This is a genomic window from Streptomyces sp. BB1-1-1 (assembly GCF_031597775.1).
Lineage (GTDB): Bacteria > Actinomycetota > Actinomycetes > Streptomycetales > Streptomycetaceae > Streptomyces > Streptomyces thinghirensis.
The window spans coordinates 3,407,573-3,433,611 of the sequence record NZ_CP134203.1; the positions used below are offsets into that span (position 1 = coordinate 3,407,573).

The 26,039-nt window shown below is 72.2% G+C and carries 21 protein-coding genes and 1 riboswitch; of the genes, 12 read left to right on the top strand and 9 right to left on the bottom strand.

All coding sequences use genetic code 11. From position 1 onward, the window contains the following. Positions 1-63: 63 nt before the first annotated feature. Complete coding sequence (locus RI578_RS15550) at positions 64-1,263, bottom strand: AAA family ATPase (RefSeq protein ID WP_310871663.1); 1,200 nt, start codon at positions 1,261-1,263, stop codon at positions 64-66. A gap of 131 nt (positions 1,264-1,394) precedes the next feature. Here RI578_RS15550 and RI578_RS15555 point away from each other — a divergent pair, with 131 nt between their 5' ends. Beyond that, the gene (locus RI578_RS15555) at positions 1,395-2,750 is read left to right on the top strand and encodes an SWIM zinc finger family protein (RefSeq protein WP_310871664.1); all 1,356 of its coding nucleotides are present in this window, start codon (positions 1,395-1,397) and stop codon (positions 2,748-2,750) included. Positions 2,751-2,793: 43 nt separating this feature from the next. Beyond that, on the top strand, positions 2,794-4,434 hold the full coding sequence (locus RI578_RS15560; RefSeq protein WP_310871665.1) for a DUF5691 domain-containing protein: 1,641 nt from the start codon (positions 2,794-2,796) through the stop codon (positions 4,432-4,434). 286 nt (positions 4,435-4,720) lie between these two features. On the opposite strand, the gene RI578_RS15565 is transcribed toward RI578_RS15560, so the two are convergent. Continuing rightward, positions 4,721-5,137, bottom strand: a complete 417-nt coding sequence (locus RI578_RS15565) for a cobalamin B12-binding domain-containing protein (RefSeq protein ID WP_121748764.1) — start codon at positions 5,135-5,137, stop codon at positions 4,721-4,723. A 454-nt stretch (positions 5,138-5,591) separates the two neighbouring features. Here RI578_RS15565 and RI578_RS15570 point away from each other — a divergent pair, with 454 nt between their 5' ends. Next, entirely contained in the window at positions 5,592-6,554 is a 963-nt protein-coding gene (locus tag RI578_RS15570) for an alpha/beta fold hydrolase (protein ID WP_310871666.1), read from the top strand. Positions 6,555-6,785: 231 nt separating this feature from the next. After that, entirely contained in the window at positions 6,786-8,447 is a 1,662-nt protein-coding gene (locus RI578_RS15575; RefSeq protein WP_310871667.1) for a M23 family metallopeptidase, read from the top strand. A 177-nt stretch (positions 8,448-8,624) separates the two neighbouring features. On the opposite strand, the gene pcrA is transcribed toward RI578_RS15575, so the two are convergent. After that, positions 8,625-11,111, bottom strand: coding sequence for a DNA helicase PcrA (gene pcrA, locus RI578_RS15580; protein ID WP_310871668.1), 2,487 nt, complete (start codon positions 11,109-11,111; stop codon positions 8,625-8,627). Positions 11,112-11,352: 241 nt separating this feature from the next. Further along, positions 11,353-11,535, top strand: a riboswitch (cyclic di-AMP (ydaO/yuaA leader). A gap of 6 nt (positions 11,536-11,541) precedes the next feature. Here pcrA and RI578_RS15585 point away from each other — a divergent pair. Continuing rightward, complete coding sequence (locus RI578_RS15585) at positions 11,542-12,732, top strand: NlpC/P60 family protein (RefSeq protein ID WP_310871669.1); 1,191 nt, start codon at positions 11,542-11,544, stop codon at positions 12,730-12,732. Between the two features lie 27 nt (positions 12,733-12,759). Then, positions 12,760-13,785, top strand: coding sequence for a tellurite resistance/C4-dicarboxylate transporter family protein (locus RI578_RS15590; RefSeq protein WP_310871670.1), 1,026 nt, complete (start codon positions 12,760-12,762; stop codon positions 13,783-13,785). Here RI578_RS15590 and RI578_RS15595 read toward each other — a convergent pair. Next, positions 13,763-14,116 carry a hypothetical protein gene (locus RI578_RS15595; RefSeq protein WP_310871671.1) on the bottom strand — a complete coding sequence of 118 codons (354 nt, stop codon included), beginning with the start codon at positions 14,114-14,116 and terminating at the stop codon, positions 13,763-13,765. The genes RI578_RS15590 and RI578_RS15595 overlap by 23 nt on opposite strands. 301 nt (positions 14,117-14,417) lie before the next feature. Between RI578_RS15595 and RI578_RS15600 the strand changes: the two genes are divergently transcribed. Continuing rightward, entirely contained in the window at positions 14,418-15,476 is a 1,059-nt protein-coding gene (locus tag RI578_RS15600) for an NlpC/P60 family protein (protein ID WP_310871672.1), read from the top strand. Positions 15,477-15,542: 66 nt separating this feature from the next. Here RI578_RS15600 and RI578_RS15605 read toward each other — a convergent pair whose 3' ends face one another. Next, entirely contained in the window at positions 15,543-16,289 is a 747-nt protein-coding gene (locus RI578_RS15605; protein WP_210957865.1) for a response regulator transcription factor, read from the bottom strand. Then, positions 16,286-17,581, bottom strand: a complete 1,296-nt coding sequence (locus RI578_RS15610) for a PspC domain-containing protein (protein WP_310871673.1) — start codon at positions 17,579-17,581, stop codon at positions 16,286-16,288. Before RI578_RS15610 ends, RI578_RS15605 begins: the two co-directional genes overlap by 4 nt. Before the next feature lie 180 nt (positions 17,582-17,761). Here RI578_RS15610 and RI578_RS15615 point away from each other — a divergent pair, with 180 nt between their 5' ends. Together RI578_RS15615 and RI578_RS15620 are read left to right on the top strand one after the other, a co-directional pair. Beyond that, positions 17,762-19,198 carry a PspC domain-containing protein gene (locus RI578_RS15615; RefSeq protein WP_310871674.1) on the top strand — a complete coding sequence of 479 codons (1,437 nt, stop codon included), beginning with the start codon at positions 17,762-17,764 and terminating at the stop codon, positions 19,196-19,198. Beyond that, complete coding sequence (locus RI578_RS15620) at positions 19,185-19,427, top strand: hypothetical protein (protein ID WP_310871675.1); 243 nt, start codon at positions 19,185-19,187, stop codon at positions 19,425-19,427. The genes RI578_RS15615 and RI578_RS15620 overlap by 14 nt, the downstream gene beginning before the upstream one ends. A 104-nt stretch (positions 19,428-19,531) precedes the next feature. Here the strand turns inward: RI578_RS15620 and RI578_RS15625 are convergent, their stop codons facing one another. Both RI578_RS15625 and RI578_RS15630 read right to left on the bottom strand, forming a co-directional pair. Continuing rightward, a complete protein-coding gene (locus RI578_RS15625; RefSeq protein ID WP_310871676.1) occupies positions 19,532-20,050 on the bottom strand; it encodes a DoxX family membrane protein in 519 nt (172 codons plus the stop codon). A gap of 188 nt (positions 20,051-20,238) precedes the next feature. Next, positions 20,239-21,534 carry a hypothetical protein gene (locus RI578_RS15630; RefSeq protein ID WP_310871677.1) on the bottom strand — a complete coding sequence of 432 codons (1,296 nt, stop codon included), beginning with the start codon at positions 21,532-21,534 and terminating at the stop codon, positions 20,239-20,241. A gap of 238 nt (positions 21,535-21,772) precedes the next feature. Between RI578_RS15630 and RI578_RS15635 the strand changes: the two genes are divergently transcribed. Together RI578_RS15635 and RI578_RS15640 are read left to right on the top strand one after the other, a co-directional pair. After that, positions 21,773-22,684 (top strand): DUF4429 domain-containing protein, encoded by a 912-nt coding sequence (locus RI578_RS15635; RefSeq protein WP_310871678.1) that lies wholly within the window; start codon positions 21,773-21,775, stop codon positions 22,682-22,684. 58 nt (positions 22,685-22,742) lie between these two features. Continuing rightward, positions 22,743-23,255: a pyridoxamine 5'-phosphate oxidase family protein gene (locus RI578_RS15640; protein WP_310871679.1), complete on the top strand. Its 513-nt coding sequence runs from the start codon at positions 22,743-22,745 to the stop codon at positions 23,253-23,255. 21 nt (positions 23,256-23,276) lie between these two features. Here RI578_RS15640 and guaA read toward each other — a convergent pair whose 3' ends face one another. Further along, positions 23,277-24,857: a glutamine-hydrolyzing GMP synthase gene (gene guaA / locus RI578_RS15645; protein ID WP_310871680.1), complete on the bottom strand. Its 1,581-nt coding sequence runs from the start codon at positions 24,855-24,857 to the stop codon at positions 23,277-23,279. A 344-nt stretch (positions 24,858-25,201) separates the two neighbouring features. On the opposite strand from guaA, the gene RI578_RS15650 reads away from it, so the two are divergent. Beyond that, the gene (locus tag RI578_RS15650) at positions 25,202-25,489 is read left to right on the top strand and encodes a chorismate mutase (protein WP_121748747.1); all 288 of its coding nucleotides are present in this window, start codon (positions 25,202-25,204) and stop codon (positions 25,487-25,489) included. Positions 25,490-26,039: the final 550 nt, after the last annotated feature.

Genomic DNA, 26,039 nt, shown 5'->3' on the forward strand with positions numbered 1-26,039 from the left:
CGTCCCCCGTCGCGCCGGCCACGGGGGCACCCGTCCGGAGCGGCGTCCGCCTCCGCATGCCGTTCACGCGCTCACCTCCCGGCACGCCCGGTAGAAGTCCTTCCAGCCGTCGCGCTCGCGGACGACCGTCTCCAGGTACTCCTGCCAGATGACGCGGTCGGCGGCCGGGTCGCGGACGACGGCGCCGAGGATGCCCGCGGCGACGTCGCCGGACCGCAGCACCCCGTCGCCGAAGTGGGCGGCCAGCGCGAGGCCGCCTGTGACGACGGAGATGGCTTCGGCCGTCGACAGCGTGCCGCTGGGCGACTTCACCTTCGTACGCCCGTCACTCGTCAGTCCGTCGCGCAGCTCGCGGAAGACGGTGACGACACGGCGGATCTCGTCGATGCCGTCGGGCGCCGACGGCAGGTCGAGGGAGCGGCCGATCTCGTCGACGCGGCGGGAGACGATCTCGACCTCGGCCTCGGCGGTCTCCGGCAGCGGCAGCACCACGGTGTTGAAGCGGCGGCGCAGGGCGCTGGACAGCTCGTTGACCCCGCGGTCGCGGTCGTTGGCGGTGGCGATCAGGTTGAAGCCGCGGACCGCCTGCACCTCCTGGCCCAGCTCCGGTATCGGCAAGATCTTCTCCGACAGGATCGTGATGAGCGTGTCCTGCACGTCGGCCGGGATACGGGTCAGTTCCTCCACCCGGGCGGTCATGCCGTCCGCCATGGCCCGCATGACCGGGCTGGGCACGAGCGCGCCGCGGCTGGGCCCATTGGCGAGGAGCTGCGCGTAGTTCCAGCCGTAGCGGATCGCCTCCTCGGGTGTGCCGGCCGTGCCCTGCACCAGCAGGGTCGAGTCGCCGCTGACGGCCGCCGCGAGGTGTTCCGACACCCAGGTCTTCGCGGTGCCGGGCACACCGAGCAGGAGCAGGGCGCGGTCGGTGGCGAGCGTGGTGACGGCGACCTCGACGATGCGGCGCGGGCCCACGTACTTCGGGGTGATCACCGTGCCGTCGGGCAGGGTGCCGCCGAGCAGGTAGGTGGCGACGGCCCACGGCGACAGCCTCCAGCGGGCCGGGCGCGGGCGGTCGTCCTGCGCGGCCAGCGCGGCGAGTTCGGCCGCGAAGGCGTGCTCGGCGTGCGGCCGCAACACCTCCGCCCCGGGCGCGGACCCACTCCGGCCCGGGTCGACGGACGGCGGTTCCACGGGCGTCGGTTCCACGGACGGCGGTTCAACGGGCGTCGGTCCCGCGGGCGTCGGTTCTACGGACACAGGCATGGCTGATTCCCCCTCCAGCTCGGCCGGTTCGATCTGTCATCCACGGTGCACCACGCCACTGACAATCGCTCTGACCTGCGCAGACGCTCTCGATCGGTCGATTGTCAGTGGCGGGATCTACCTTCGATGGCATGACTCAGCAGGGGGTGCGCTGGACCGCGGACCAGGTGCTGGCACTGGCGCCTGACGCCGCGTCACGCAGAGCGGGCGGCAGACTCGGCACGGCAGGGCCGTGGTCCGAGGTGGGGAGTTCCGACGAGGGGGCGGTGTGGGGGCTGTGCAAGGGCAGCGGCAGCGAGCCGTATCAGACGGTCGTCGACATCTCGGGCCTGTCCGGGCCCGCGTACAAGTGCGGTTGTCCGAGCCTCAAGTTCCCGTGCAAGCACGCGCTCGGACTGCTGCTGCTCTGGGCGGGCGACGACGATGTGGTGGCGGGGGCGAAGGCGCCCGACTGGGCGGAGCGGTGGATCGCCGGACGGCGCGAGCGCGCGGAGGAGAAGAGGACGGCGGGCTCAACCGGATCCGCGGCCGCGACCGCCGATCCGGAGGCGGCGCGGCGCCGGGCGGAGCAGCGGGCCGGGCGGATCACCGCGGGCGCGACGGAGCTGGAGCAGCGTCTGACGGACCTGCTGCGCGGCGGCCTGGCCGGCGCGGAGCAGACGGGCTATGAGCTGTGGGAGGAGACGGCGGCCCGCATGGTCGACGCCCAGGCTTCGGGGCTGGCCTCGCGTGTGCGGGAGCTGGGCGCCATACCGTCGTCCGGCTCCGGGTGGCCGGTCCGCCTGCTGGAGGAGTGCGCCCTTCTCCACCTTCTCGACCAGGGCTGGCTGCGCCGTGAGCAGTTGCCGGACGGCCTGGCGGCGACGGTCCGTGCACGCGTCGGCCTGTCGACGTCCGCGGACGGCCCTGCGATACGGGACCGCTGGCTGGTCCTCTCCCAGTACGACACGGCGGACACACGGCTGACGACCCGCCGCATCTGGCTGTACGGCGCGCAGACGGAACGCGCCGTGCTGCTCCTCTCCTACGGCGCCGCGGGCCGGGCCCCGGAACCGGCGCTGCCGGTGGGGCTGGCCCTCGATGCGGAGGTGTCGGCGTATCCGGGCGCCGGGCAGCAGCGAGCCGCCCTGGGCAGACAGTTCGCGCCGCCCGGCCCCACGGAGCTGCGCCCGAAAGGGATGACGACGTCTCAGGCGGCCGTTCGTTACGGCGAGGCCCTCCGCGACGACCCGTGGCTGGAGTCGGTGCCGGTGACCCTGGATCAGGTCGTCCCGGTACCGGACGGCGACCACTGGCAACTGGCGGACGCCGACGGGGACACGGCGCTGCCGCTCGCCCCGGCGGCCGGAAACCGTCCGGGCCTGTGGCGCCTGGTCGCCCTGTCGGGCGGCGCGCCCGTCAAGGTCTTCGGCGAGTGCGGCCACCGGGGCTTCACTCCGCTGACGGCATGGCCGGCCGGACCGGGCCCGGCGGTGCCGCTGTGCTGACCCGTCCCACGTATGGAAACGCAATGCGAGCGAAGGGGACCGCATGACCAGGACGCCCGCTCCCGCGGACGCGCCCGTGCCAGGCGTCTGGGAGGAACTCGTCACCTCGGCGCTGCTCGGCACGGACCGGCGCACTCCCCCGGGCTGCGAGCCCGGCCCGCGCGCACCGGCGGCGCTGCTGGACGCGGCGGCGGCGGAGACCCTTCGCCGGCGCGCCGGACTGTGCCCGGCCCGCGCGGCCCGGCGGCCCGAACCGGCTCCCGAGGATCCCCGCCCACCGTTGCCGGCCGCGGCAGCCCACCGGCTCACGATGCTGCTCACCGATCGCCCCGGGACGGCGGGCGGCGGCCGCAGAGGCACCGCGCCCGACCTGATGGAGCTGCTGCCCCAGTGGCTGGCGACGGCGAACGCCCGCGGTTTCGCGGCACCGCCGCAGGCGGTCCCGGCCCTGCTGGACGCGGCACGGGGGCGTACGGACCTGCGTCCGGCGGCGCTGACGTTCGCGGGGCCCCGCGCCCTGTGGCTGGCCCGGCTGAATCCGGACTGGCGGTTCGCCCTGCGCGCGACGCCGGGCGGAGGCACCGCACTGCCCGGCCCCGAGGCCACGGAGCGGGTGCGTCGGCTCTGGGAGGAGGGCCTGTTCGCCGAGCGGGTCGCCCTGCTGGTGTCCCTGCGCGCCCGCGATCCCGCCACCGCGCGTGAACTGCTGGCCTCGACCTGGGCCACCGAGCGGGCCGAGGACCGGCTGATGTTCCTCGACTCGCTGCGGACGGGGCTGGAGCAGGCGGACGAGCCGTTCCTGGAGCAGGCCCTGGCCGACCGCAGCCGCAACGTACGAGCGACGGCCGCGGAGTTGCTGTCGGCGCTGCCCGATTCGGCGCTCGCCGCGCGGATGGCGGCGCGGGCCGTGACGTGCGTGTCCCTCGACCGCGCGCTGTCCCCACCTGCGATCGCCGTCGAGGCGCCCCACGAGTGCGACGCGGGCATGGAGCGGGACGGCGTCGTGGCCAAGCCGCCCTCGGGGCGGGGGGAACGGTCGTGGTGGTTCGGCCAGTTGGTGGAGGCGGCCCCGCTCGGGACCTGGTCGGCACGGTTCGGTGGCCGTACCCCCGAGGAGATCGCCGCCCTGCCGGTGACGGACGACTGGCGGAGCGACCTGCACGCCGCGTGGTGCCGGGCAGCGGTACGGCAGCGGAACGGCGCGTGGGCGAGGGCGCTGCTGGGAGCACCCACGGCACCCGAGGCAGGGGGGCCGGGCGCGGTGTCCCTTGCCGAGCGGGCCAAACTGCTCGGCACCCTCGACGCCGGAGAGCGGGCCGAGTGGGTCGCCGGGTTCATAGCGACGCACGGCCTGTCCGAAGCGTTCCAGCTGCTCGGGATGTGCGGGGTGCCGTGGGCCCCGCCGCTCGGACGGGCGGTGGTCGACGCGCTCAACATCGCCCGTGACGCCGGAAGCTACCCATGGAGTTTCAGTGGCGTCATGGGGCTGGCCGAGCGCTGCCTCGACCCCTCGGAGGCGGGCCGCCTCGACGGCCTGCTGGCGATACCGGACGAACCGGAGGACGCGTCGCCGGGCGCCGGCGGGTACTGGGCGGAGGCGTTCCAGCGGCTCGTGAGGACGTTGCGGTTGCGTGCCGCGATGGCCGAGGAGTTGGGGGCGGGTCAGGAGGAGCGTCGGCGTTGATGCCATGGGCGGGTCGCTCCGCCCGGCACCCAGCGGTGCCACCCGTGCCACCCGTGCCACCCGCGACCCAGCACCGCCCTTGGACTGCCGACGCCGGCCCTGTGCTGCCGGCACCGGCCGTGTCGTGTCGGCACCGGCCGTGTCGTGTCGGCACCGGCCGTGTCGTGTCGGCACCCGTGGACAGTCGCCTGTCGGCACCGGCCATCGTGCGCGGCCCTCGCCGCCGGAGGCCAAGTGGCCCGCGCCACCGGAGGCCGGGTGGCCCGCGCCGCCGGAGACCAGGCGGCTACGCCCCCGCGGGCTCCCGCACGTTCGCCCGTACCCAGTTCACGATCGACGCCGTCGTCGCGCCGGGCGTGAAGATCTCCGCGACGCCCTTCTCCTTCAGCGGGGCGATGTCCGCCTCGGGGATGATCCCGCCGCCGAAGACCAGGATGTCCGCCGCGTCCCGCTCCCTGAGCAGCTCGATCACGGCGGCGAAGAGCGTGTTGTGCGCACCGGAGAGGATGGACAGCCCGATCGCGTCGGCGTCCTCCTGGATCGCGGTGTCCACGATCTGCTCGGGTGTCTGGTGGAGCCCGGTGTAGATGACCTCCATACCGGCGTCGCGCAGCGCCCGCGCGATCACCTTGGCCCCGCGATCGTGGCCGTCGAGCCCCGGCTTGGCCACCACCACGCGGATCGGACCGGCTGCCACACCCATCACTGCCTCCATGAAGCGACTACATCCATCCGTACCGACAAGTACCGCACACTTCGCCGACGCCGTACACAGCAGCACGGGCACAGACGCCCCGCACCACATCGTCCGGGGAAGTGAACGAACGTTATCGCCAGCATCCCGCAACCGGCAGTTTCACGGTGGATACAGAGGGGGAAATCACACGGTGGGACACGTTCGCCGCGAGCAGTTCCGGGGCGCGGCGGCAACACGCGCACGGAGAGCCGCAGCGAGGGCAGGACAGGGCAGCAGCGGGCCTCGTCGCCGCATCACCGACACCACATGGCTCACAGTGCCCACAGAGCGCTGACGCGGCATATCGGCACGCCCATACGGGCAAACCTCGCAAACATCACCAATCACTGGTGTCACGGCTCTCCACGAGGGCACACGGGGGACAGAGGCGTCCCTGCGCGTGCCGACAGGAGGTCGGCCCATGAAGGTCACCACGGCAGCACTGCCCCTTCTCCCGCTCTGTCAGCGTTTCCTGCCAGGACTACCGGGACTGCCGGGGCTACGGGGACTACCAGGACTGGGGCTACCGGAGCTGGCGGCCCTCCCGGGCCGGCTGACCGGGCTTTCCCTGACCCTCCTGAAGGCAAGCGCCCTGGAGGTCGCGATCCTCGCCGGGCACCTTCTCCTCTACCCCTCGGGGATCATCCAGGAGCGCCGCCCGATGTGCACCCTCCCGACGACGGAGCCCCAGGACCCGCAGCCCTCTCCTCCCCCTCCCCGCCTCCCGGCCCGCACCAACCCCCCGGTCGTCCTGCTGCACGGCTTCATCGACAACCGCTCGGTCTTCCTCCTCCTGCGCCGCAGCCTGGCCCAGCACGGCAGACACCAGATCGAGTCGCTGAACTACTCCCCGCTGACCTGCGACATCCGCACCGCGGCCGAGTTGCTCGGCCGGCACGTGGAAGAGATCTGCGAGCGGACGGGCAGTGAGCGGGTCGACATCGTGGGACACAGCCTCGGCGGGCTGATCGCGCGCTACTACGTGCAGCGCCTCGCCGGAGACCTCCGCGTCCGGACACTGGTGACGCTCGGCACGCCGCACACCGGCACCCGGGTGGTCCCGCTGGCGAACGCGCACCCGATCGTGCGCCAGATGCGCCCCGGCTCGGCGGTACTCGAGGAGCTGACCCGCCCCTCGCCCGGCTGCCGTACGCAGTTCGTCAGCTTCTGGAGCGACCTGGACCGCGTGATGGACCCGCTGGAGACGGCCTGCCTGGACCACCCCGACCTGACCGTGCAGAACGTACGGGTGAGCGGCATCGGCCACCTCGCGCTGCCCGTGCACCCCGCCGTGGCCACCGGAATTCGCCAGGCGCTCGACACCGACGCGCCGGAGGCGGACCCGGAGTCCGGCAAGCGGGACGGAGGCCTGACGGTCGCCTGAGAGGCCCCTGAGACTGCCCGAAGACCGCGGAACTCGGCGGACACAACCCGTTCAGCATCGAACAAACATCGAACACAAAGCCAAACTCGTGCCTGCCGTCCCCCAAAACACGGCCGATTGCCCGTTTCCTTCACGCGTGAAACCTGACGAAGATTGTCGTGCCCGTATACCGCCGGGTACAGTCGCCGCACTGCTCTGGCAGCCCCTGTTGTCGAGGCGAAAGAGAAGTTGGTGAACGACCGTCACCCGTCGGGGACCATGACCACCCCGGCCTCGGCTTCCGACGCCGATCCGGCGCAGTACGCGTCGTACGGCACAGGGGAGGCCCAGTACGGCGACCTCACCACGTACGGCGGCTACGACACCACTGGTTTTTCCACCGGCGCCACCGCCACGGCCACCTTCGACACCGACCCTCTCTTCGGCAGCCTCCCGGGGCAGGACACCGGCGGCTACGACACCACGGGTTCCTACGACGCCACCCAGTGGTCCACCGGCGGCGGGCAGTCCCCGAACTACGACGCGTACGCGGCCCAGCACCACGCCGCCTACGACACCGGCGCCTACGACGCGACCACATGGACGGCGGACGTGCAGCAGCCCGCCTCCGCGCCACCGCAGGCCACGAGCGTCGAGGCCACCGGTCAGTGGGACACCGGCGCCTGGGCCCAGCCGGACCAGTCGGGCGATCCGTCCGACGGGACCCAGCAGTGGGACTGGGGCACGCAGACCTTCGAAACCGGCACCTTCGAAACCAGCGCCTTCGCGACCGGCACGTTCGCGGCCGGCGCCTTCACGACCGACGCCCTGGAAACCGGTACCTACGAGACCGGCGCCTATGGGACCGGCACCTTCGCGACCGGCACGTTCGACACCGGCGCCTACGACGCCACACAGTGGAACTCCGACGGCACCACGGCGCAGACACCGCAGGCCCCGGATGCACCGGAAACGCCGCAAACGCCGGAGAACACCGCGCCGGACGCCCCACCTGCCGCCGATGAACCCGGCCCGTACGACGACGGGTTGGCCGCCACCGGCGAACTTCCCACCGTGACCGTTCTCCTGGAAGGCCAGGAAGAGGTCACCCCGGCCGCCCGGATCCCGGCCGCACGCACCGCCTCCCGCGGCGGGTCGCGTTCTCGCCGCCGCCAGCCAGCCAAGCGCTCGGCACTGATGACCATCGCCGTACCGTCGGCCTGCGTGATGAGCGTCGCCGGTATCGCCGCCGCCTCCGTCGGTGGCCTGACCGGCGACGACGGCACGGAGACCACGGCCTCCGCGGCGGACGCGGGCGGCGGCGCGGAAGCCGCGCCGGTGAAGCCGTCCACCGCCAACAACAAGCTGGACACCCAGCTCACGAGCCTCGCCGCCGGAGCCGACGACTTCGCCGACCGGGCCAGCCGGACGCAGGAACGCATCGACCTCAAGGCCCAGCAGGCCGCCGAGAAGAGGCGGGCGGCGGAGGAGGCGGCCCGCAAGGAGCGGCTGCGCCCCAAGTTCGCGCTCCCGGTCGCCCAGCACGGCCTCAGCGCGTACTACGGCCAGGCCGGCATCAACTGGATGTCCGTGCACAGCGGCATCGACTTCCCCGTCTCGTACGGCACGACCGTGATGGCCGCGACCGACGGCACGGTCCGCACGCAGTACAACAGCGCGTACGGGAACATGATGATCGTGACCGCGAAGGACGGCACGGAGACGTGGTACTGCCACCTCTCCAGCTACCAGGTCCCCTCCGGTACGACGGTGAAGGCCGGCGACGCGATCGCGTTCTCCGGCAACTCGGGCAACTCGACCGGACCACACCTGCACTTCGAGGTGCGCCCCTCGGGCGGCTCGGCGATCGACCCGCTCTCGTGGCTGCGCAGCCACGGCCTCAACCCGTCGTGACGCCGTAACGTCTCAGCAGGCCGGACCCCGTACCGGGCCGATACCCGAACCGGGCCGGGCCCCGAACGAGGCCGGGTCCCGATCCGGACCGGGCCTCGATCCGGACCGGCACCCGGACGACGTACGGGCACTCAAGCCGCCCGCACGCGCCCGCGAGTCACGCCCCCCAGCGCACCCTCAGAGCTTCTCCACCGGCGCGTACCGCAGCAGCAGCCGCTTCGGCTTGGTGTCCCCAAAGTCGATCGTCGCCTCGGCGTTCGACCCGGTGCCCTTGACCCCGACCACCGTCCCGAGCCCGAACTGGTCGTGCGTGACGCGGTCACCGACCGACAGCGCGACCGTCGCCTGCTCGGCGGAGGCGGACCGGCGCGTGGCGAAGCCGGACGCGCCCGACGCCGAGGAGCGGGAACGGGACGACGACAGCGAGGCCGCCACGCCGGAGACCGGCGCGGAGGGCGCGGGGCCGTTCGCCCCGGTCCGTTTCCACTCCAGGTGGGGTGCCGGGATCTCCTCCAGGAAGCGCGAGGGCGGGTTGTACGACGGCTGCCCCCAGGCGCTGCGCAGCGTCGACCGGGTCAGGTACAGCCGCTCGCGGGCGCGCGTGATGCCGACGTACGCCAGCCGCCGCTCCTCCTCCAGTTCCTTGGCCTGGCCGAGGGCGCGCATGTGCGGGAAGACGCCGTCCTCCATGCCGGTGAGGAAGACGACCGGGAACTCCAGGCCCTTGGCGGTGTGCAGGGTCATCAGGGTGACGACGCCGTCGCCGTCCTCCTCGTCCGGGATCTGGTCGGAGTCGGCGACCAGCGCGACCTTCTCCAGGAAGTCGGCCAGCGTTCCGGCCTCCTCGCTCTCGGCCCGCTCCTGCTCGAACTCCAGGGCGACGGCGGCGAGTTCCTGGAGGTTCTCGATGCGGGTCTCGTCCTGCGGGTCGGTGGAGGCCTGCAACTCGGCGAGGTAGCCGGTGCGTTCGAGGATCGCCTCCAGCACGGTCGCCGGTCCGGCGCCGGACTCGACGATCGTACGGAGGTCCTCCATGAGCGTGTTGAACCGCTTGACGGCGTTGGCGGAGCGCGCGGCCATGCCGTACGCCTCGTCGACGCGCTTCAGGGCCTGCGGGAAACTGATCTTCTCGCGCTGGGAGAGGGCGTCGATCATGGCCTCGGCGCGGTCGCCGATGCCGCGCTTGGGGACGTTGAGGATGCGGCGCAGCGGCACCGAGTCCTCGGGGTTGGCCAGCACCCGCAGGTAGGCCAGGACGTCCCGGACCTCCTTGCGCTCGTAGAAGCGGACGCCGCCGACGACCTTGTAGGGCAGGCCGACGCGGATGAAGACCTCTTCGAAGACACGGGACTGGGCGTTGGTGCGGTAGAAGACGGCGACGTCGCCGGCCTTCGCCTCGCCCGCGTCGGTGAGGCGGTCTATCTCGTCGGCGACGAACTGGGCCTCGTCGTGCTCGGTGTCGGCGACGTACCCGGTGATCTGGGAGCCCGCGCCCTGGTTGGTCCACAGGTTCTTGGGGCGGCGGGACTCATTGCGCTCGATGACCGCGTTGGCGGCGGTGAGGATCGTCTGGGTGGAGCGGTAGTTCTGCTCCAGGAGGATCGTCGTCGCGTCCGGGTAGTCCTCCTCGAACTGGAGGATGTTGCGGATGGTGGCGCCGCGGAAGGCGTAGATCGACTGGTCGGCGTCGCCCACCACGCACAGTTCGGCGGGCGGGACCTCGGCCTCGGGCGGCACGTCGACGGCGTGCTCGGTGGTGCCGACGAGCTCGCGGACCAGGGAGTACTGGGCGTGGTTGGTGTCCTGGTACTCGTCGACCAGGACGTGCCGGAAGCGGCGGCGGTAGTGCTCGGCGACGTCCGGGAAGGCGCGGAGCAGGTTGACCGTCGTCATGATCAGGTCGTCGAAGTCGAGGGCGTTGGCCTCGCGCAGCCGCGACTGGTAGAGGGCGTAGGCCTGCGCGACGGTCTTCTCGAAACCGTCGGCCGCCTGGGCGGCGAAGTCCTCCTCGTCGATCAGCTCGTTCTTCAGGTTGCTGATCTTGGCGCTGAAGGACTTGGGCGGGAAGCGCTTGGGGTCCAGGTCCAGGTCGCGGCAGACCAGCGCCATGAGCCGCTTGGAGTCGGCCGCGTCGTAGATCGAGAAGGACGAGGTGAACCCGAGCTTCTTCGACTCGCGGCGCAGGATGCGGACGCACGCGCTGTGGAAGGTCATCACCCACATCGCGTTCGCGCGCGGGCCGACGAGCTGCTCCACGCGCTCCTTCATCTCGCCCGCGGCCTTGTTGGTGAAGGTGATCGCGAGGATCTGGCCGGGGTGGACGCTCCGCTCGGCCAGCAGGTGGGCGATGCGGTGGGTGAGCACGCGGGTCTTGCCCGAGCCCGCGCCGGCCACGATGAGCAGCGGGGAGCCGGAGTGGACGACGGCGGCGCGCTGGTTCTCGTTCAGCCCCGCCAGGAGCGCGGCCGCGTCCAGGGCGGGGCGCGGGGCGCCGTCCCGGTAGTGGGTGTCCCGCTCCGGCGGCGCGTCGAACTTCCCGGCGAACAGATCGTGCGGAACCGGCTCCGGTCCGTGATCGTCCTCGGGCGGCGGCGGAGGTTCCTCCTCGTGACCCCGGGGGGTCTGGAGGCTCGCCAGGAAGCTGTCGTCAAAGAGGCTGCTCATCGCTCTCCGAGTCTAGGGCGCCCCACCGACAACCCGCCGCCACCCCGGAAAATGGCCGGGATCCCGCCACCGGGCACGCCCTGCGACAGAGCGGGCGACGAAGAGTGACCGAAGTGGGGCCGCACACCGAAGGTCACGAAAATGTATCGGGCATATCACCCACCAACCTTCACAGCCGCCACACGAGTTGGCTACGGTGCGGACAGGCCGCACGACCCCCTCCGGCGAACGTCGCCGGGCCGCGCGGCCTCCGCCGAGTCCGACGTGCCCGCACGGCGCCCGGAGCCGGGGACCCGACCGAGAACCTTGGGGTGAATCGGCCGCACCGCCCTCCACGGGGGCGGATCCGCCGTAGGGCAACCCTTCCGCGCCACACCGCCCGAACCCGACAGCTAACCCGGTAGGCGGAGCTTTGGAAGGAGTCGCCTCCTTGGCGTCGCACCGCAAGTCGCGTCCCACGGGTACGCGCGTCGCAGGCATACGGACCCCCGCCCTCGCCACGGCGGCCCTCACCTCCGTCGCCCTGCTGTCCCAGACGGCCACCGCCGCGCCGTCGGACGACGACAGGCCGAGCCTGGAAGAGGTCGAGAAGAAGGTCGACGACCTGTACCGCCAGGCGGGGTCGGCGACGGAGAAGTACAACGCGGCCAAGGAGAAGACCTCCAAGCAGCGCAAGCGCGTCGACACCCTCCTCGACGACGTCGCCGAGCGCACCCAGAAGCTCAACGAGGCGCGCGAGGAGCTGGGTTCCTTCGCCTCCGCCCAGTACCGCACGGGCTCCACGGTCCCGGAGACCGCGACCTTCCTGCTCGCGGACTCGCCGCAGGACTACGTCGACCGGACCCACCTGATGGACCGGCTCACCGGCCGCCAGAAGGACGCGGTCGACGACTACGTCACACAGCAGTCGGCGACGATGGAGAAGCGCCGGGAGGCCACCGAGAGCCTCCAGACGCTCACCGAGTCGCAGAGCGACCTCAAGACGGCCAAGGCCACCGTTCAGAAGAAGCTCGCCACCGCGCGTGAGCTGCTCTCCGAATTGACCGCCGAGGAGAAGGCCAGGCTCGCGGCGATCGAGAAGAAGAAGCAGCAGGAGGCCGCCCGCAAGGCCGCGGAACTCGCGAAGCAGCAGGCCGAGGAGCGCAAGCGGCAGGAGGAGGCCGACCGGCAGGAGAGCGACGCCTCCTCGGGCTCATCCGGCTCCTCGGGCTCCAGCGGCGCCGGTACGGAAACCGGGTCCTCCACGCCGGACTCCTCCTACGGCACCAAGGCCGAGAAGGCACTCGCCTTCGCCCGCGCCCAGATCGGCAAGCCGTACGTCTGGGGCGCCACCGGCCCCGACTCCTACGACTGCTCGGGCCTGACCCAGGCCGCCTGGAAGGACGCGGGGGTGACACTGCCGCGCACCACCTACGACCAGGTCGACGCCGGCACGACCGTCCCGGTCTCCCAGGCCCAGCCCGGCGACCTGGTCTTCTTCTACGACGACCTCAGTCACGTCGGCCTCTACATCGGCAACGGCATGATGATCCACGCCCCGAAGCCGGGCGCGTACGTCCGCGAGGAGTCGATCTTCTACGACGGCGAGTCGTCGATCCACAGCGTGGTGCGCCCGGCCTGAGCCGCGCGGGTCCTTAGCATCGGGCGCATGTCATCCGGCACCTCTCCCACCTCCCCCTACCCCCTGCGCGCCTGGTGGGCGCAGCGTCCGCCGGCGGCCGGGGCGGCGGTCATGGCGACCGGCATCCTGTCGGTCGCCCTGCACCTGACGGGCCACGAGGTCCTGTCCCGGATCGCCCTGGTCCTGGCCTGCGCCGCCTGGCTGACACTGGCGGCGAACTTCGTCTACCTGCTGCTGGTCGAGCGGGCCCAGTGGGTGACGCGGGCCGGGACGCCGGGCGCCCTCACCGCCGTCGCCGCGACGACCGTGCTCGGCACCCGCATCTCCCTGTTCGGCTGGTCACCCGTGGCGGCGGCACTGCTGGCGCTGGCGGCGCTGCTGTGGCCGGGACTGCTGTACCTGGTCGTCACGCACTGGGGGCGCCGGATGCCCGGGGCGGTGTTCCTGGGCTGCGTGGCCACGGAGGGGGTGGCCGTGCTGGGCGCCACACTGGCCGCCACCACCTCGACGGCCTGGCTGGCGCACGCGTCCCTGGTGCCGTTCTGGCTCGGGATCGTGCTCTACCTGATCGCCCTGTTCCGCTTCGATCTGCGGCAGGTGGCCCGGGGCTCCGGAGACCACTGGGTGGCGGGTGGCGCGCTCGCCATCTCGGCCCTCGCCGGCGCCAAGCTCCTCGCGGCGGCCGGGACGGGCATGTACCTGTGGAACAACGACGACTACGCCGTCCTGCACGACGTGACCGTCTTCCTGCTCGCCCTCGACCTCGCCTGGTACGCCGTACTGCTCGCCGCCGAGATCGCGTGGCCCCGGATCCGCTACGACGTGCGCCGCTGGTCGACCGTGTTCCCCCTCGGTATGACGGCGGCGGCGACGCTGTCCGTCGCCGCCGTCCTCGACGTCCCGTGGCTGGACGCGCCCGGTCAGGCGCTGCTGTGGATCGCGGTGGCCGCGTGGCTGGCGGTCGCGGCGGGGGCGGTCCTCCAGGCCCGGTCGGGGCTGCGGTCGTCGGCGGGTGCGGACACCGGGGAGATCAGGTCCACAGCACCGCGATGAAGATGTTCGCCACGGTCAGCAGGCCCACCAGGCCGAACAGCGGCTTCTCCACCTTCTCGTCGTCGCGCTTCACGTAGACCAGGCCGAGGATCACGATCAGCAGGGCGAGTTTCACGCCCATCTTGACGTTGTCGACGGACTGGTCGTCGGCCTGGTTGAGGCCGATCAGGATGACGCCGGTGACCAGCATCGTCAGTGCGCCGTGCAGCATCGCGGGGACGAAACGCGCCGTGCCCTGGCCCATCGCCTTCATCTGGGTCAGGAAGCCCCCGAGGAGCGAGGCGATGCCGATGATGTGCAGACCGACGAAGATGTGGATGAGTACGTCCATGAGGCCGGAGCCTAATGAGGGGTCCGGACACCCTCGGACACCGGCCCGGCGGAGGCGACGACCCGTGGTGCATATATGCACCCCATAACACCTCACGCCCCTCGTGCGTCTCCGATCCGGGACATCGGTCATCACCCTGCGTGAAGACGACGGCCGCAGGGTGAGCCCTCAGTCACATTCGGTCGCCCGCCGATCCGGTACCGCCACTTCCGCGCATCCCGTCACCCGGCCGTTACCGCCGCGCCTAGCGTCCTCCCGCAGGCAACCGGAGTCGAGTCGTACGGAAGGACGTGGATCGCAGGTGGGAACGCACCGCAGGCCGCGACAGCGCACGACGGGCGGCGGAGGGGCCCGAACGGCGGCCACGATCACCCTCGCGGGCGCGGCGACGGCGACCGGGCTGGCCGCCGGCACCGGGCACGCCGATCCGGAACCGACGCCGGCGCAGGTCAAGGCCAAGGTGGACAAGCTCTACCAGGAGGCGGAGGTCGCCACCGAGAAGTACAACGGCGCGAAGGAGAAGGCGGACGCCGCCGAGCAGCGCCTGGAGAAACTGCGGGACGAGGCGGCCCGCAAGGCGGACCGGCTCAACTCCACCCGGGAGCGACTCGGTTCGGTCGCGGCTGCCCAGTACCGCAGCGGCGGCCTCGACCCGGCCCTGCAACTCGCGCTCTCCGCCGACCCCGACCGGTATCTCGACGGCGCCGCCTTCATCGAGCGGGCCGGCAGTCGGCAGACGGCCGCCGTGGGCCGGGCGCGCAAGGAACTGCGGGAGATCGAGCAGTTGCGCGGAGCCGCCCGCATCGAGGTGACCTCGCTGACGTCACGCCGGGCCGAGCTGAAACGTCACCGCACGACCATCACCGGCAAGCTGGACGCGGCCCGCCGCCTGCTGTCCCGGCTGACCGCCGAGGAACGCGCCCGCCTCGGCCACGGCACGGACGACCGTGCCTCGCGCTCGTCGGCGGACTCCCGGGACGCCCTGCCCGCCTCTTCCGTCCAGGCCCCCGACTCCCGCGCCGCGGCGGCCGTCGCCTACGCCCACCAGAAGCTCGGCAGCCCCTACGTGTGGGGCGCGACCGGCCCCGACGCCTTCGACTGCTCCGGCCTCACCCAGGCCGCCTACCGCGCCGCCGGCGTCTCCCTGCCCCGCACGACCTACGCCCAGATCGACGCGGGCCGCCGTGTCCCACGGTCCGAACTGCGTCCGGGGGACCTGGTGTTCTTCTACTCGGGCATCAGCCACGTCGGCATCTACATCGGCAAGGGACAGATGATCCACGCCCCGAACCCGTCGGCACCCGTCCGCGTCACCCCCGTCGACCAGATGCCGTTCGCGGGGGCTACGCGGGTGGCGTAGCACCGGCGGTACGCGCGCGCGTGACGAGGCGCTCCGGGGGGCGAGCCGGACGCCGTGCGCGCACGGTCACACCAGGCGCCGTGCCGTGGCCCATCGCGTCAGTTCGTGCCGGTTGGACAGCTGGAGCTTTCGGAGGACCGCCGAGACGTGGGACTCGACCGTCTTCACCGAGATGTACAGCTGCTTGGCGATCTCCTTGTACGCGTAGCCGCGGGCGATCAGGCGCAGCACCTCGCGCTCGCGCTGGGTGAGGCGGTCGAGGTCCTCGTCGACCGGCGGGGCGTCGGTGGAGGCGAACGCGTCGAGGACGAAGCCGGCCAGGCGCGGGGAGAAGACGGCATCGCCCTCCTGGACGCGGAAGACGGAGTTCACCAGGTCCGTGCCGGTGATCGTCTTGGTCACGTAGCCCCGGGCGCCGCCGCGGATCACGCCGATCACGTCCTCCGCCGCGTCCGAGACGGACAGGGCGAGGAAGCGGACGGGCTGATCGGCGTCGCTCATCAAAGGGGCGCAGCGGCGCAGGACTTCGACACCGCCACCGCCCGGGAGGTGCACGTCGAGGAGGACCACCTCCGGCCGGGTCGCGGTGATGACCGTGACGGCCTGGTCGACGTCGGCGGCCTCGCCGACGACCTCGACGCCGGTCTGCGCGGTCTGGCCGATCTCGGCCTGGACGCCGGTGCGGAACATGCGGTGGTCGTCGACGAGCACCACGCGCACGTGACGCTCCCCCGCGCCGCCGTTCGCCGGCTGTGCGGGCTGGGCCGCCTCGCCCTCTCCCGCCGTTCCGTTCGCCTCGGTCGGGTCGCTCATGACGTCTTCTCCGCCCTCTCCATCTCCAGCTCGACCTCCGTGCCGCCGTCCGGCACCGCGCGCAGCCGCGCCGTGCCGCCGTTGCGCTCCATGCGGCCGATGATCGATTCTCTGACGCCCATCCGGTCGGCGGGTATCGAGTCGAGGTCGAAGCCGGGGCCCCGGTCCCGGACGGACACGAAGACCGTCCTGCCCTCGACTTCGGCGAAGACCTGTACGGCGCCGCCCTCGCCACCGTACTTGGCGGCGTTCACCATCGCCTCGCGTCCGGCCTGCATCTGTGCGCTGATTCTCTCGTCGAGCGGGCAGTCGCCGACCACCACGACCTCGATGGGGACACCGTGCTTGTCCTCGACCTCCGCCGCATTGCGCTTCACGGCCTCGGCGAGGGTGGTGGGCTCGTCGTCCTCGTCCTTGCCGTTGCCCTCCGGCTTGTAGAGCCAGGCGCGCAGGTCGCGCTCCTGGGCGCGGGCGAGGCGGCGCACCTCGCCCGCGCTCTCCGCGTTGCGCTGGATCAGGGTCAGGGTGTGCAGCACCGAGTCGTGGACGTGGGCGGCGACCTCGGCCCGCTCCTGGGCCCGGATGCGCATCAGCCGCTCCTCGGAGAGGTCCTGCGTCATGCGCACCAGGTAGGGACCGGCGAGGAGCGTTATACCGACGAGGACGGCAAGGGCCGCCTGAAGGACGGAGCCGAGGTGGGCGGCGGACCCCTGGAGGACGAAGATGCCGGTGACACCGGCCGTCACCAGCAGGACACCGGCCACCGAGCGCAGCAGGGTGACGGTGCGCCGGTGACGTCCGACCTCGGCCCAGCGGGCCCGGCGGGCGTTGTCCGCCTGGCGCCAGACGAGGGCGACGCCGGCACCGACGAGCACGGTCGGCCAGAGGTAGGCCTTGGCTCCGCCGCCGAGGTCGACGTTGCCCACGAAGACCAGGGCCACGACGACCATGAGGAGCAGGGCGACGATCTGGCCCTTGTCGGGCTTGCGGGCGACGAGTCTGCGGCGGCCGTCCGGCGAGCTCTCGGAGGTGACGAGGGACGGCGGCCGCTGGGCGTCGACCCCGCCGACGCCCAGCGGTACGAAGAACCAGAAGGCCGCGTACAGCAGCGCGCCCAGGCCGTCGGCCATGAACAGGCCGACGAAGGCGAACCGCACCCAGATGACGGGCAGCCCGAGGTGTCCGGCGAGCCCCCGCGCCACGCCACCGAGCCAGCGTCCGTCGCTGCTGCGGTAGAGCTTGCGCGGCGGCCGCGGTTCGACGAGTGGTGCTGCTGCTGCGGCTTCCGGCATGACACAGATGGTCACACGGTCGGGGGAGCCGGAGCATCAGGGTCGGTCCCCGAGACTCCCCTGATCTTCGGGCCCGGCGATCCTCGAACATTCCCCCGGCGTCGTGTCAGGGCCGATATCAGGGTCCGACCAGGGTCGAACCGACTGCCGTCACGGCGCCGCGCCCGTCACCATGGACTCATGACAGATCACGAGCACGCCGCGACGGGTCCGGGGCCCGGTCCCGGCCCGCGCCCCCCGCTGGGCGCCGGGCCGCAGGGCGCCGCGCCCGCCGCGGATGCCGCGGACGCCGCGGGCGGTGCCGCAGCCGACGCGGGCGCCCCCACCGGCGCCGATGTCCCCGGCCCGCCCCACAAGTTCCGGCGCGACCGTCGGCACAAGACGCTCGCCGGGGTGTGCGCGGGCCTGGGGCGGCAGTGCGACATGGATCCGGTGATCTTCCGGATCACCCTCGCCGTGCTCTCCGCGACCGGCGGCATCGGTCTCATCTTCTACGGCTTCGCCTGGCTCTTCGTCCCTTACGACGACGAGGACGAGAACGAGGTGCGCAAGCTGCTGACCGGCCGGGTCGACGGCCAGGCGCTGGCGGCCGTGCTGTTCGCCCTGGTCGGCTGCGGGGTCTTCCTCACCATGCTGAACAACGGCGGGGTGCTGACCTTCGCCGTCGTCCTCTCCCTCGTCCTCGCGGGCGCCGGGTACTGGTCCCGGCAGCGGAAGGCTCCCGACCCCGATCCGCTCTCCGCCCAGGCCGCCGCCGACGCTCCACCGGAGGCCCAGGCGCCCCCGATCATGTTCACTTGGCCCTCCTGGTGGCGCGACCCCATAGTCAAGGACGGCACCCACGTCGGCGGGACGGGCTATCTGTGGGGCCCACCGGACTCCGAGGCCCGCGACATCGCGGCGGCCGTCAACATCGGCCGCGGCGGCCGGGGCCATGACCGCCCCGCCGCGAACGACCGGCGCGCGCGGTCCCCGCAGCCGCGCGGTCCCCGTGGAATCGGCGGCGCCGTGTTCCTCCTCGCTCTGCTCGCGGCATTCCTCGGCACCCGGCTGACCTGGGACGAACAACCGCTCGGCACCAGTCTGCAGACCGGCCTGGCCTGCGCCCTCGCCGTCTTCGGCGTCGGCATCGCGGTCAGCGCCTTCCTGGGGCGCACAGGGGCCGGCTCGATCTTCCTGGCGATCATCACGGCGGGCCTGCTCGCCGGGGCGACCGCCGTGCCCGAGGACGTCGGCACCGATTGGGTCCGGACCACCTGGGAGCCCACGACGGCGGCCGGCGTACGCGAGCAGTACGACATCGGTACCGGCAGCGGCACCCTCGACCTGTCCGGGCTGGACCTGGCCGAGGGGCAGACGGTGACCACCCGGGCGGACGTGGGCATGGGCCGAATACAGGTCGTCGTGCCGCAGGACGTGACGGTGCGGCTGAGCGTCGAGGTGGGCGTGGGCGACATCCAGCTCCCCGGCGACGACAAGAAGGACGTGGATGTGGCACCGGGCAAGCACAAGGAGGTCACCCTGGCCCCCACCACGGGCGGCAAGAACGCCGGCACGCTCGACCTCGACCTCCAGGTTGGCGTCGGACAGGCGGAGGTGACCCGTGCTGCGTCATAGGTTCCAGCCCGGACGACTGGTGGCCGGCTTCTTCCTGACCCTGGCGGGCGTCATCTACGCCGGTGACGCGGGCGGCCTCTGGGAGACGCCGTGGTTCGTGCTGGTCCCCCTCGTCGTGGGCGGTCTCTGCACCGCGGGAGCGGTCGGGGTCCTGGCCCAGGCCGTACACCGACGCCGCGGAGCACTCAGCACGGGCAGGGACGAGCCCCGGGCAGACCTCCCCGGCTGACGGACCACCGACATCCGCAGAGGGCCATCGGTATCCGCGGGCGACAACCGGTATCCGCGAAGGACTACCGGTACCCGTCGGCGACTACCGATATCCGTCGGCGACTACCGGTACCCGCCCGTCCGCCGTCGCCGGCGGGAGCGCAGAGCGGCGTCCAATGACAGCAGCGGGGCGCCCGCGAGGACGAGGGGAATCCAGGCCATGAGGTAGGCGAGGTCGTTGCCGTAGTAGTACGGGTCGGAGGCCCAGCTGACGGTCAGCCACAGGCTCAGCGAGATCAGCGCGCCGCCGAGCGCCGCCAGTCGGGTCAGCAGTCCGAGCAGGGTGCCGATGCCGACCGCCAGCTCGCCCAGGGCGATGGCGTAGCCGAAGCCGGAGGGGCTCTTCAGAGCCAGGTCGACCAGGGAGGGGATGGCCGAGGAGTCGCGGACGGTACGCATCATGTCGCCGACCGAGCCGGCGCCCGCGTCCTTCATGAAGGCGCTGTCCGTGAGTTTGTCCAGGCCCGCGTAGATGAAGGTGACGCCCAGAAAGATCCGTAGGGGCAGGAGGGCGTACCGGGTGGCGTTCTCCCGCCAGTCTCCGCCGCCGCCGGGATGCGAGGTGTACGCATCCGTCCGCATTCCGTGAGTCATCACTGCCAGCCGCCTCTCGCCCGCGCGTGCCGAGACCCCCACCAGACCATACGTACGACGTGGGGGCCTCTCTCAATCCCTCCGCGGCGGATTCTTCCTGTCGGTTTCGACAGTTCCCGGTTTCGACAGGTCTGTGTTTCGACAGGCTGACGGTCGGCGGCGGGTTCGGCGGGGCGTCAGTCCGTCACGTCGATCGCGTACCGGTTGGTTTCCACGCCCGTGCTCGTGACGACCTGGACGTCCACCCGGCCCGGTTCCACGTCCGCCGGTACCGGGACCGTCAGCAGGTCGTCCGTGGGGTTGCTGAAGCCGCCGGCCACCGGGACCAGAGGTACGTGGACGTTGACCACGCCGATGCGGACGACCATCCGGGACAGGCGGTCCGCGCGCTGCGCGCCCGGCGGTACGAAGCCCGCGCCCCGGATCTCGATGTCGTCGCCGGTGCGGATCGGGGCGTCCAGGTCACCGGCCTCCCGTGCCCGGACCACGGAGAGGATCACGGGGCGCCCGCCCTCCGCGTACTTCCCGGCCACGTAGGTCGCCGCCGACACCAGCACCACGACCGCCAGCCCCCACGGCAGGTCGGGCAGTTGCTCCGGACGCCGGGCCAGCCGTACGGCCGCGAACACCAGGGCGACGGTGCTGATCACCACGTACTGGATGTCGGCGAAGGCCCCGCGACCCGCGTCGTCCGTCAGCAGGTCGGCCGCGCGCGGCCGGTCCGCCCGCACCTTCTGCAACCGCTGCCCCAGCACCCGCAGTCCGACCACCCGACGCACCAGGACCGCGATCCCGCACACCACCGCGAGCACGGTCACCGCACCGGCGCCGCGGGCGAGTTCGAGCCCGGAGATCAGCGCGTCCCGTCGACCGTGGCCCGAGGCCACCGCCAGTTGTCCGGCCAGGACGAGCACCGCGTAGGCGACGAAGAGCACCCAGGCCGCCGCCACCGCCCGGGACGTGGACAGGCGGTTGTCCTCGCCGATGACCGGGGCCAGCGCCCCGCCCCGCGCGCGGTGGAACCACGACGCCGCCGTCAGCGCACCCGCCACGACCAGCGCCGCCGCGAGCCCGGCGGTGCGTGCCGCGGTCCAGTCGGCACCGATCGCGGTGAGCGACTGCCCGAGCAGCAGCAGTACGACCCCGGCCCACACGACGGCCGCCGTGCGGCGCCCGAGTACCGCGAGCCACGCCTCACCCTCGGCCCGACCGCGTTCGGCGACGACTTCCGCGGACTGGGTCAGCTCCTCCGAGACCCACTGCCGGGAAGCGGAGGCCGAGTGGGCCACCGCGGCCGGCAGGCCCTGTCCGGCCGCGAACTCGTCCCGCCGCAGCAGGAACGCGGCGACCGCCCGGCGGTGCCCCTCACGTGCGCCGTGCGGGCAGTCCCCGCAGGTGCAGCCACCGCCGTGCGCCGCCTCGTACGCGCCTCTGTCCGAGCCGCTCCCGCGTCTCGCCTCCTGCACCGCCACGCCCGAACGCCCGCCTTCCCGAACCCCTGCGAAAACCCAGTGACACCATCTGCGCCGACACCTGCGCCGGCATCCGCGACAGCACTGCCGCGCCGCCCGTGGAGGACCCGTAAGTCCCTTGGGACGACAGCGAATTGTGCCGTACACCACGCCCCGCGCGCCCGGCGCCCCCGGTCCGCTCTGCTCAGCGCGGGTGACACGCGGACCGCCGGGTTGACCCGGCTGCGAGAATTCCCTTATGGCCGAGATCATCCAGCGCGACGGGACCTGGGCGTTCGACGGCAGTACGGTCCGGATCACGCCGGGCCGGCACCGCTCGGTGCCGCTGTTCCGGCAGACGTACGGAGAGGTCTCGGTGCCGCTGGAGGCCGTCGCGGGCGTCGGTTTCGAGCCGGAACGCAGACGCGGACGGCTGCGGCTGAGGCTGCGCGAGGGCGCCGACCCCCTCCTCCAGGCCACCGGCGGCCGGCTGCCCGACGCGGCCGACCCGTACCGGCTGACGGTGGAGATCGACCGCTGCGGGGTCGCCGAGTACGTCGCCGAGGAGATCCGGCACGCGCTGCTCCTCGACCGGATTCCCAAGGAGCCCACCGAGGGCTACCTGCTGCCCGGGCCGCCGGTGCCGGTCTCGGTGCGTTCCTCGGACGGCACGGTCTCCTTCGACGGCACCCAGGTGCGGATCGACTGGGCCGACGCCTCCGACCGGGTCAAACGCGCCACCGGTCCGCGGATCATCGACGTCGGTGAGCTGGTGCGGGTCGAGTGGCTGCCCAACTCCGGGGCCGAGGAGGGTTTCCTGCGGTTCGTGACCCGGGAGACGGTGTTCTCCAAGCTGCCGCCGGAGAAGGACCCGTACGCCCTGGACCTGTGGGGCAGCGCCCGCCGCGACCTGCTCACCGCACTGATCGCCACCGCGGTCACGGCCCGGCTGCCGCATCCGTCCGCCCGTACGGGCGACGCGGACGGCACCGCCCCGGAGTCCGCCGGGAGCGGGCCCCGGCCCGGGATTCCGAGTCCCGCGCCGGCGCCGTCCGACCATCACGACGTCCTGCTGCGCCGGCTGCGCGAACTGGGCGAGCTGCACCGCGGCGGCGTCCTCACGGACGCGGAGTTCGCCATGACGAAGGCGGCGGTGCTCCGGGGCTTCTGACGACGACCGGCCGCGATATCCGACAGAGGGTGTCCGGTTTCGGGTCCAGACTCGACGTATGACACCAAGCACCGCCGCCACGAGCAGCACCGCCGCGAGCACCGCCAACTGGGCCGACTTCACCACCGCCGAACCCGCGCTGGCCGCCACCGTCGAGGCACGCTTCGGCGCGTACACGCACCACACCCTCGCCACCCTGCGCAAGGACGGCTCGCCCCGCACCACCGGCCTGGAGGTGCGTTTCCTCGGCGGCGAGCTGTGGCTCGGCATGATGCCGGGTTCGGTCAAGGCACTCGACCTGCGCCGGGACCCGCGCTTCGCGTTGCAGGCGAACCCGGGCGACGGCACCGGGATGGGCGGCGGGGACGTGCGGATCGGCGGGCGGGCGGTCGAGGTCGAGGACCCCGAGGTACGGGCCGGATACGTGAAAGAGGTGGAACCGCCGGAGCCGTTCCACCTCTTCCGAACCGAGCTGACGGAGGTCGTGCGGACCTACGTGGAGGACGACGCGTACCTCGTCGTCCAGGTCTGGCAGCCCGGGAAGTCCCTGCGCACCGTCAAGCGCACCTAGGGGCCGCCCGGTTCGCTCGGGTCACTCCCACTCGATGGTGCCCGGCGGCTTCGACGTCACGTCGAGGACGACCCGGTTGACGTCCTTGACCTCGTTGGTGATGCGGGTCGAGATCTTGGAGAGCACGTCGTACGGCAGCCGGGACCAGTCGGCCGTCATCGCGTCCTCGGAGGAGACGGGCCGCAGCACGATCGGGTGGCCGTAGGTGCGGCCGTCGCCCTGGACGCCGACGGAGCGGACGTCCGCGAGCAGCACCACCGGGCACTGCCAGATGTCGCGGTCGAGGCCGGCCGCGGTCAGCTCCTCGCGGGCGATGGCGTCGGCCTCGCGGAGCAGGTCGAGCCGCTCCTTGGTGACCTCGCCGACGATCCGGATGCCGAGGCCCGGACCGGGGAACGGCTGGCGCTGGACGATCTCGTCCGGCAGGCCCAGCTCCTGGCCGACCATCCGGACCTCGTCCTTGAACAGCTGGCGCAGCGGCTCGACGAGCTCGAACTCGATGTCGTCGGGGAGTCCGCCCACGTTGTGGTGGGACTTGATGTTCGCCGTGCCGGTGCCGCCGCCGGACTCGACGACGTCCGGGTAGAGGGTGCCCTGGACGAGGAAGGCGACCTCGGGGCCGTCCTCCTGCATGATCTCCAGCTGCGCCTGCTCGAAGACCCGGATGAACTCGCGGCCGATGATCTTCCGCTTCTCCTCGGGGTCGGAGACCCCGGCCAGCGCCTTCAGGAACCGCTCCTGCGCGTCCACGACCTTCAGCTGTACGCCGGTCGCGGCGACGAAGTCCTTCTCGACCTGCTCGGTCTCGCCCTGGCGCATCAGGCCGTGGTCGACGTAGACGCAGGTCAGCTGGGAGCCGATGGCCTTCTGGACGAGGGCGGCGGCGACGGCGGAGTCCACGCCGCCGGACAGACCGCAGATGGCGCGCCGGTCGCCGACCTGCTCGCGGATCGCCGCGACCTGCTCCTCGATGACGCTGCCCGTGGTCCAGTCCGGGCGCAGGCCCGCGCCCCGGTACAGGAAGTGCTCCAGCACCTGCTGGCCGTGCGTGGAGTGCATCACCTCGGGGTGGTACTGGACGCCGTAGAGCTTCTTCTCGTCGTTCTCGAAGGCGGCGACCGGGACGACGGAGGTGGAGCCGGTGACGGCGAAGCCCTCGGGGGCGGCGGAGCAGGCGTCGCCGTGGGACATCCACACGGCCTGCTCGGCCGGGGTGCCCTCGAAGAGGGTGGAGGACGGCTTGGAGACCGACAGGTCGGTGCGGCCGTACTCACGGGCGCCGGAGTTGTCGACGGTGCCGCCGAGGGTCTGCGCCATCAGCTGGAAGCCGTAGCACATGCCGAAGACGGGGACGCCCGCCTCGAACAGGGTGCGGTCGAGGGTGGGGGCACCCGGCTCGTACACCGACGAGGGGCCGCCGGAGAGGATGATGGCCGCCGGGTTCTTGGCGAGCATCTCCGCGACCGGCATGGAGCTCGGCACGATCTCGCTGTAGACCCGCGCCTCGCGGACACGACGGGCGATGAGCTGGGCGTACTGCGCGCCGAAGTCGACGACCAGGACGGTGTCGGGGGCGGCGGCAGCGGGAGTCGCTGATGACACGGGGTGCCTTCCGGCGGTCGGGCGGGGGTCTTGTACTGCCGATTCTACCGAGGTGGGCGGGTGGCCCCGCCCCGCCCGCGGCGGCACGGTCGCCCCTCCCCCCGCGTCTCACCATACGAACCGGCTTGGCCACCGTCCGTCCCCGGGGCATACTGGCCTCATGCTCACGCACCAGACCTTCCTGTTTACCTATGGCAACCGGCCCACCGGCTGCCATGGTCGTGCTGCTTGAGCAACTGACAAGCGACTTCCCAGGCGCCCCGGGCCGACAAGGTCCGGGGCGCCTGGCGTTTGCGGATCCCGTCGGCCGGGGGCACCGCCCCCTTCGGCGAGGAGACACCGACATGACCGTCACCGCGGCAGACAAGACCGGCGCCCGCACCACCGAGGCAGCCGACGTGATCACGGGCGCCCGGGAGCGCATCGACGCGCTGGACGACCGGATCATCGGGCTGATCCAGGAACGGATGGCCGTCTCCGCGGTCATCCAGGAGGCGCGGATCACCTCCGGCGGCCGGCGCGTGAACCTCTCCCGCGAGATGGAGGTCCTCGACCACTACCGGCACGCGCTGGGCAAGCCGGGTACGGCGCTGGCGATGACGATGCTGGAACTGTGCCGCGGGCGCGTCTGAGCGTCGGGTACGGACGTCGGGTCCGGGCGTCGCATCTGAGTTCGGGCGCGTTCTCACCCGTACGGCGCGTGACCTGCACGCGAGCGGCTTCGTTGGTCCCGGTGTCCGTGTCAGCCAGGGGCGGGCCCGAAAGAACCACGCGTGGCTCACTGGAGCGATGAGACGTACGGATCGTGCCGCACGTCGTGGGACCTCGCTCCAGGAAAGTGACCGGACGGCAGGGGACAGCAGCCCGGTCACCCAAGAGAACGGCCGGCTCCGGGGACGCCCGGGGCCGGCCGACGGGGCGGCGGCCGAGTCCCTCGGCCCACTCGACCGCACGGCCATTCGCACTGCATGCCATTCGAAGCAAGCGGCGCAACCCCCCGGCGCCGCTTCCCGAGGCACCGGCGCTGCCCTGACGCCGGTGCTGGCCGAGGAAGGGCCCCGCGGCGCACATGCCGCGGGGCCCTTCGCCATGTCCGCGCCTCCCTCGGCGGTCCGGAGTGACGCACGCCACATAAAAGTTCTGTGAGTTCGAGGACAACCATTCACAGCTTTCACAGATCAA

Bases quoted from the DNA above. Each gene is read 5' to 3' on its own strand.
- RI578_RS15550 (WP_310871663.1), bottom strand. From the start codon at position 1,263: ATGCCTGTGTCCGTAGAACCGACGCCCGCGGGACCGACGCCCGTTGAA.
- RI578_RS15555 (WP_310871664.1), top strand. From the start codon at position 1,395: ATGACTCAGCAGGGGGTGCGCTGGACCGCGGACCAGGTGCTGGCACTG.
- RI578_RS15560 (WP_310871665.1), top strand. From the start codon at position 2,794: ATGACCAGGACGCCCGCTCCCGCGGACGCGCCCGTGCCAGGCGTCTGG.
- RI578_RS15565 (WP_121748764.1), bottom strand. From the start codon at position 5,137: ATGGGTGTGGCAGCCGGTCCGATCCGCGTGGTGGTGGCCAAGCCGGGG.
- RI578_RS15570 (WP_310871666.1), top strand. From the start codon at position 5,592: ATGAAGGTCACCACGGCAGCACTGCCCCTTCTCCCGCTCTGTCAGCGT.
- pcrA (WP_310871668.1), bottom strand. From the start codon at position 11,111: ATGAGCAGCCTCTTTGACGACAGCTTCCTGGCGAGCCTCCAGACCCCC.
- RI578_RS15590 (WP_310871670.1), top strand. From the start codon at position 12,760: ATGTCATCCGGCACCTCTCCCACCTCCCCCTACCCCCTGCGCGCCTGG.
- RI578_RS15595 (WP_310871671.1), bottom strand. From the start codon at position 14,116: ATGGACGTACTCATCCACATCTTCGTCGGTCTGCACATCATCGGCATC.
- RI578_RS15605 (WP_210957865.1), bottom strand. From the start codon at position 16,289: ATGAGCGACCCGACCGAGGCGAACGGAACGGCGGGAGAGGGCGAGGCG.
- RI578_RS15610 (WP_310871673.1), bottom strand. From the start codon at position 17,581: ATGCCGGAAGCCGCAGCAGCAGCACCACTCGTCGAACCGCGGCCGCCG.
- RI578_RS15615 (WP_310871674.1), top strand. From the start codon at position 17,762: ATGACAGATCACGAGCACGCCGCGACGGGTCCGGGGCCCGGTCCCGGC.
- RI578_RS15625 (WP_310871676.1), bottom strand. From the start codon at position 20,050: ATGCGGACGGATGCGTACACCTCGCATCCCGGCGGCGGCGGAGACTGG.
- RI578_RS15635 (WP_310871678.1), top strand. From the start codon at position 21,773: ATGGCCGAGATCATCCAGCGCGACGGGACCTGGGCGTTCGACGGCAGT.
- RI578_RS15640 (WP_310871679.1), top strand. From the start codon at position 22,743: ATGACACCAAGCACCGCCGCCACGAGCAGCACCGCCGCGAGCACCGCC.
- RI578_RS15650 (WP_121748747.1), top strand. From the start codon at position 25,202: ATGACCGTCACCGCGGCAGACAAGACCGGCGCCCGCACCACCGAGGCA.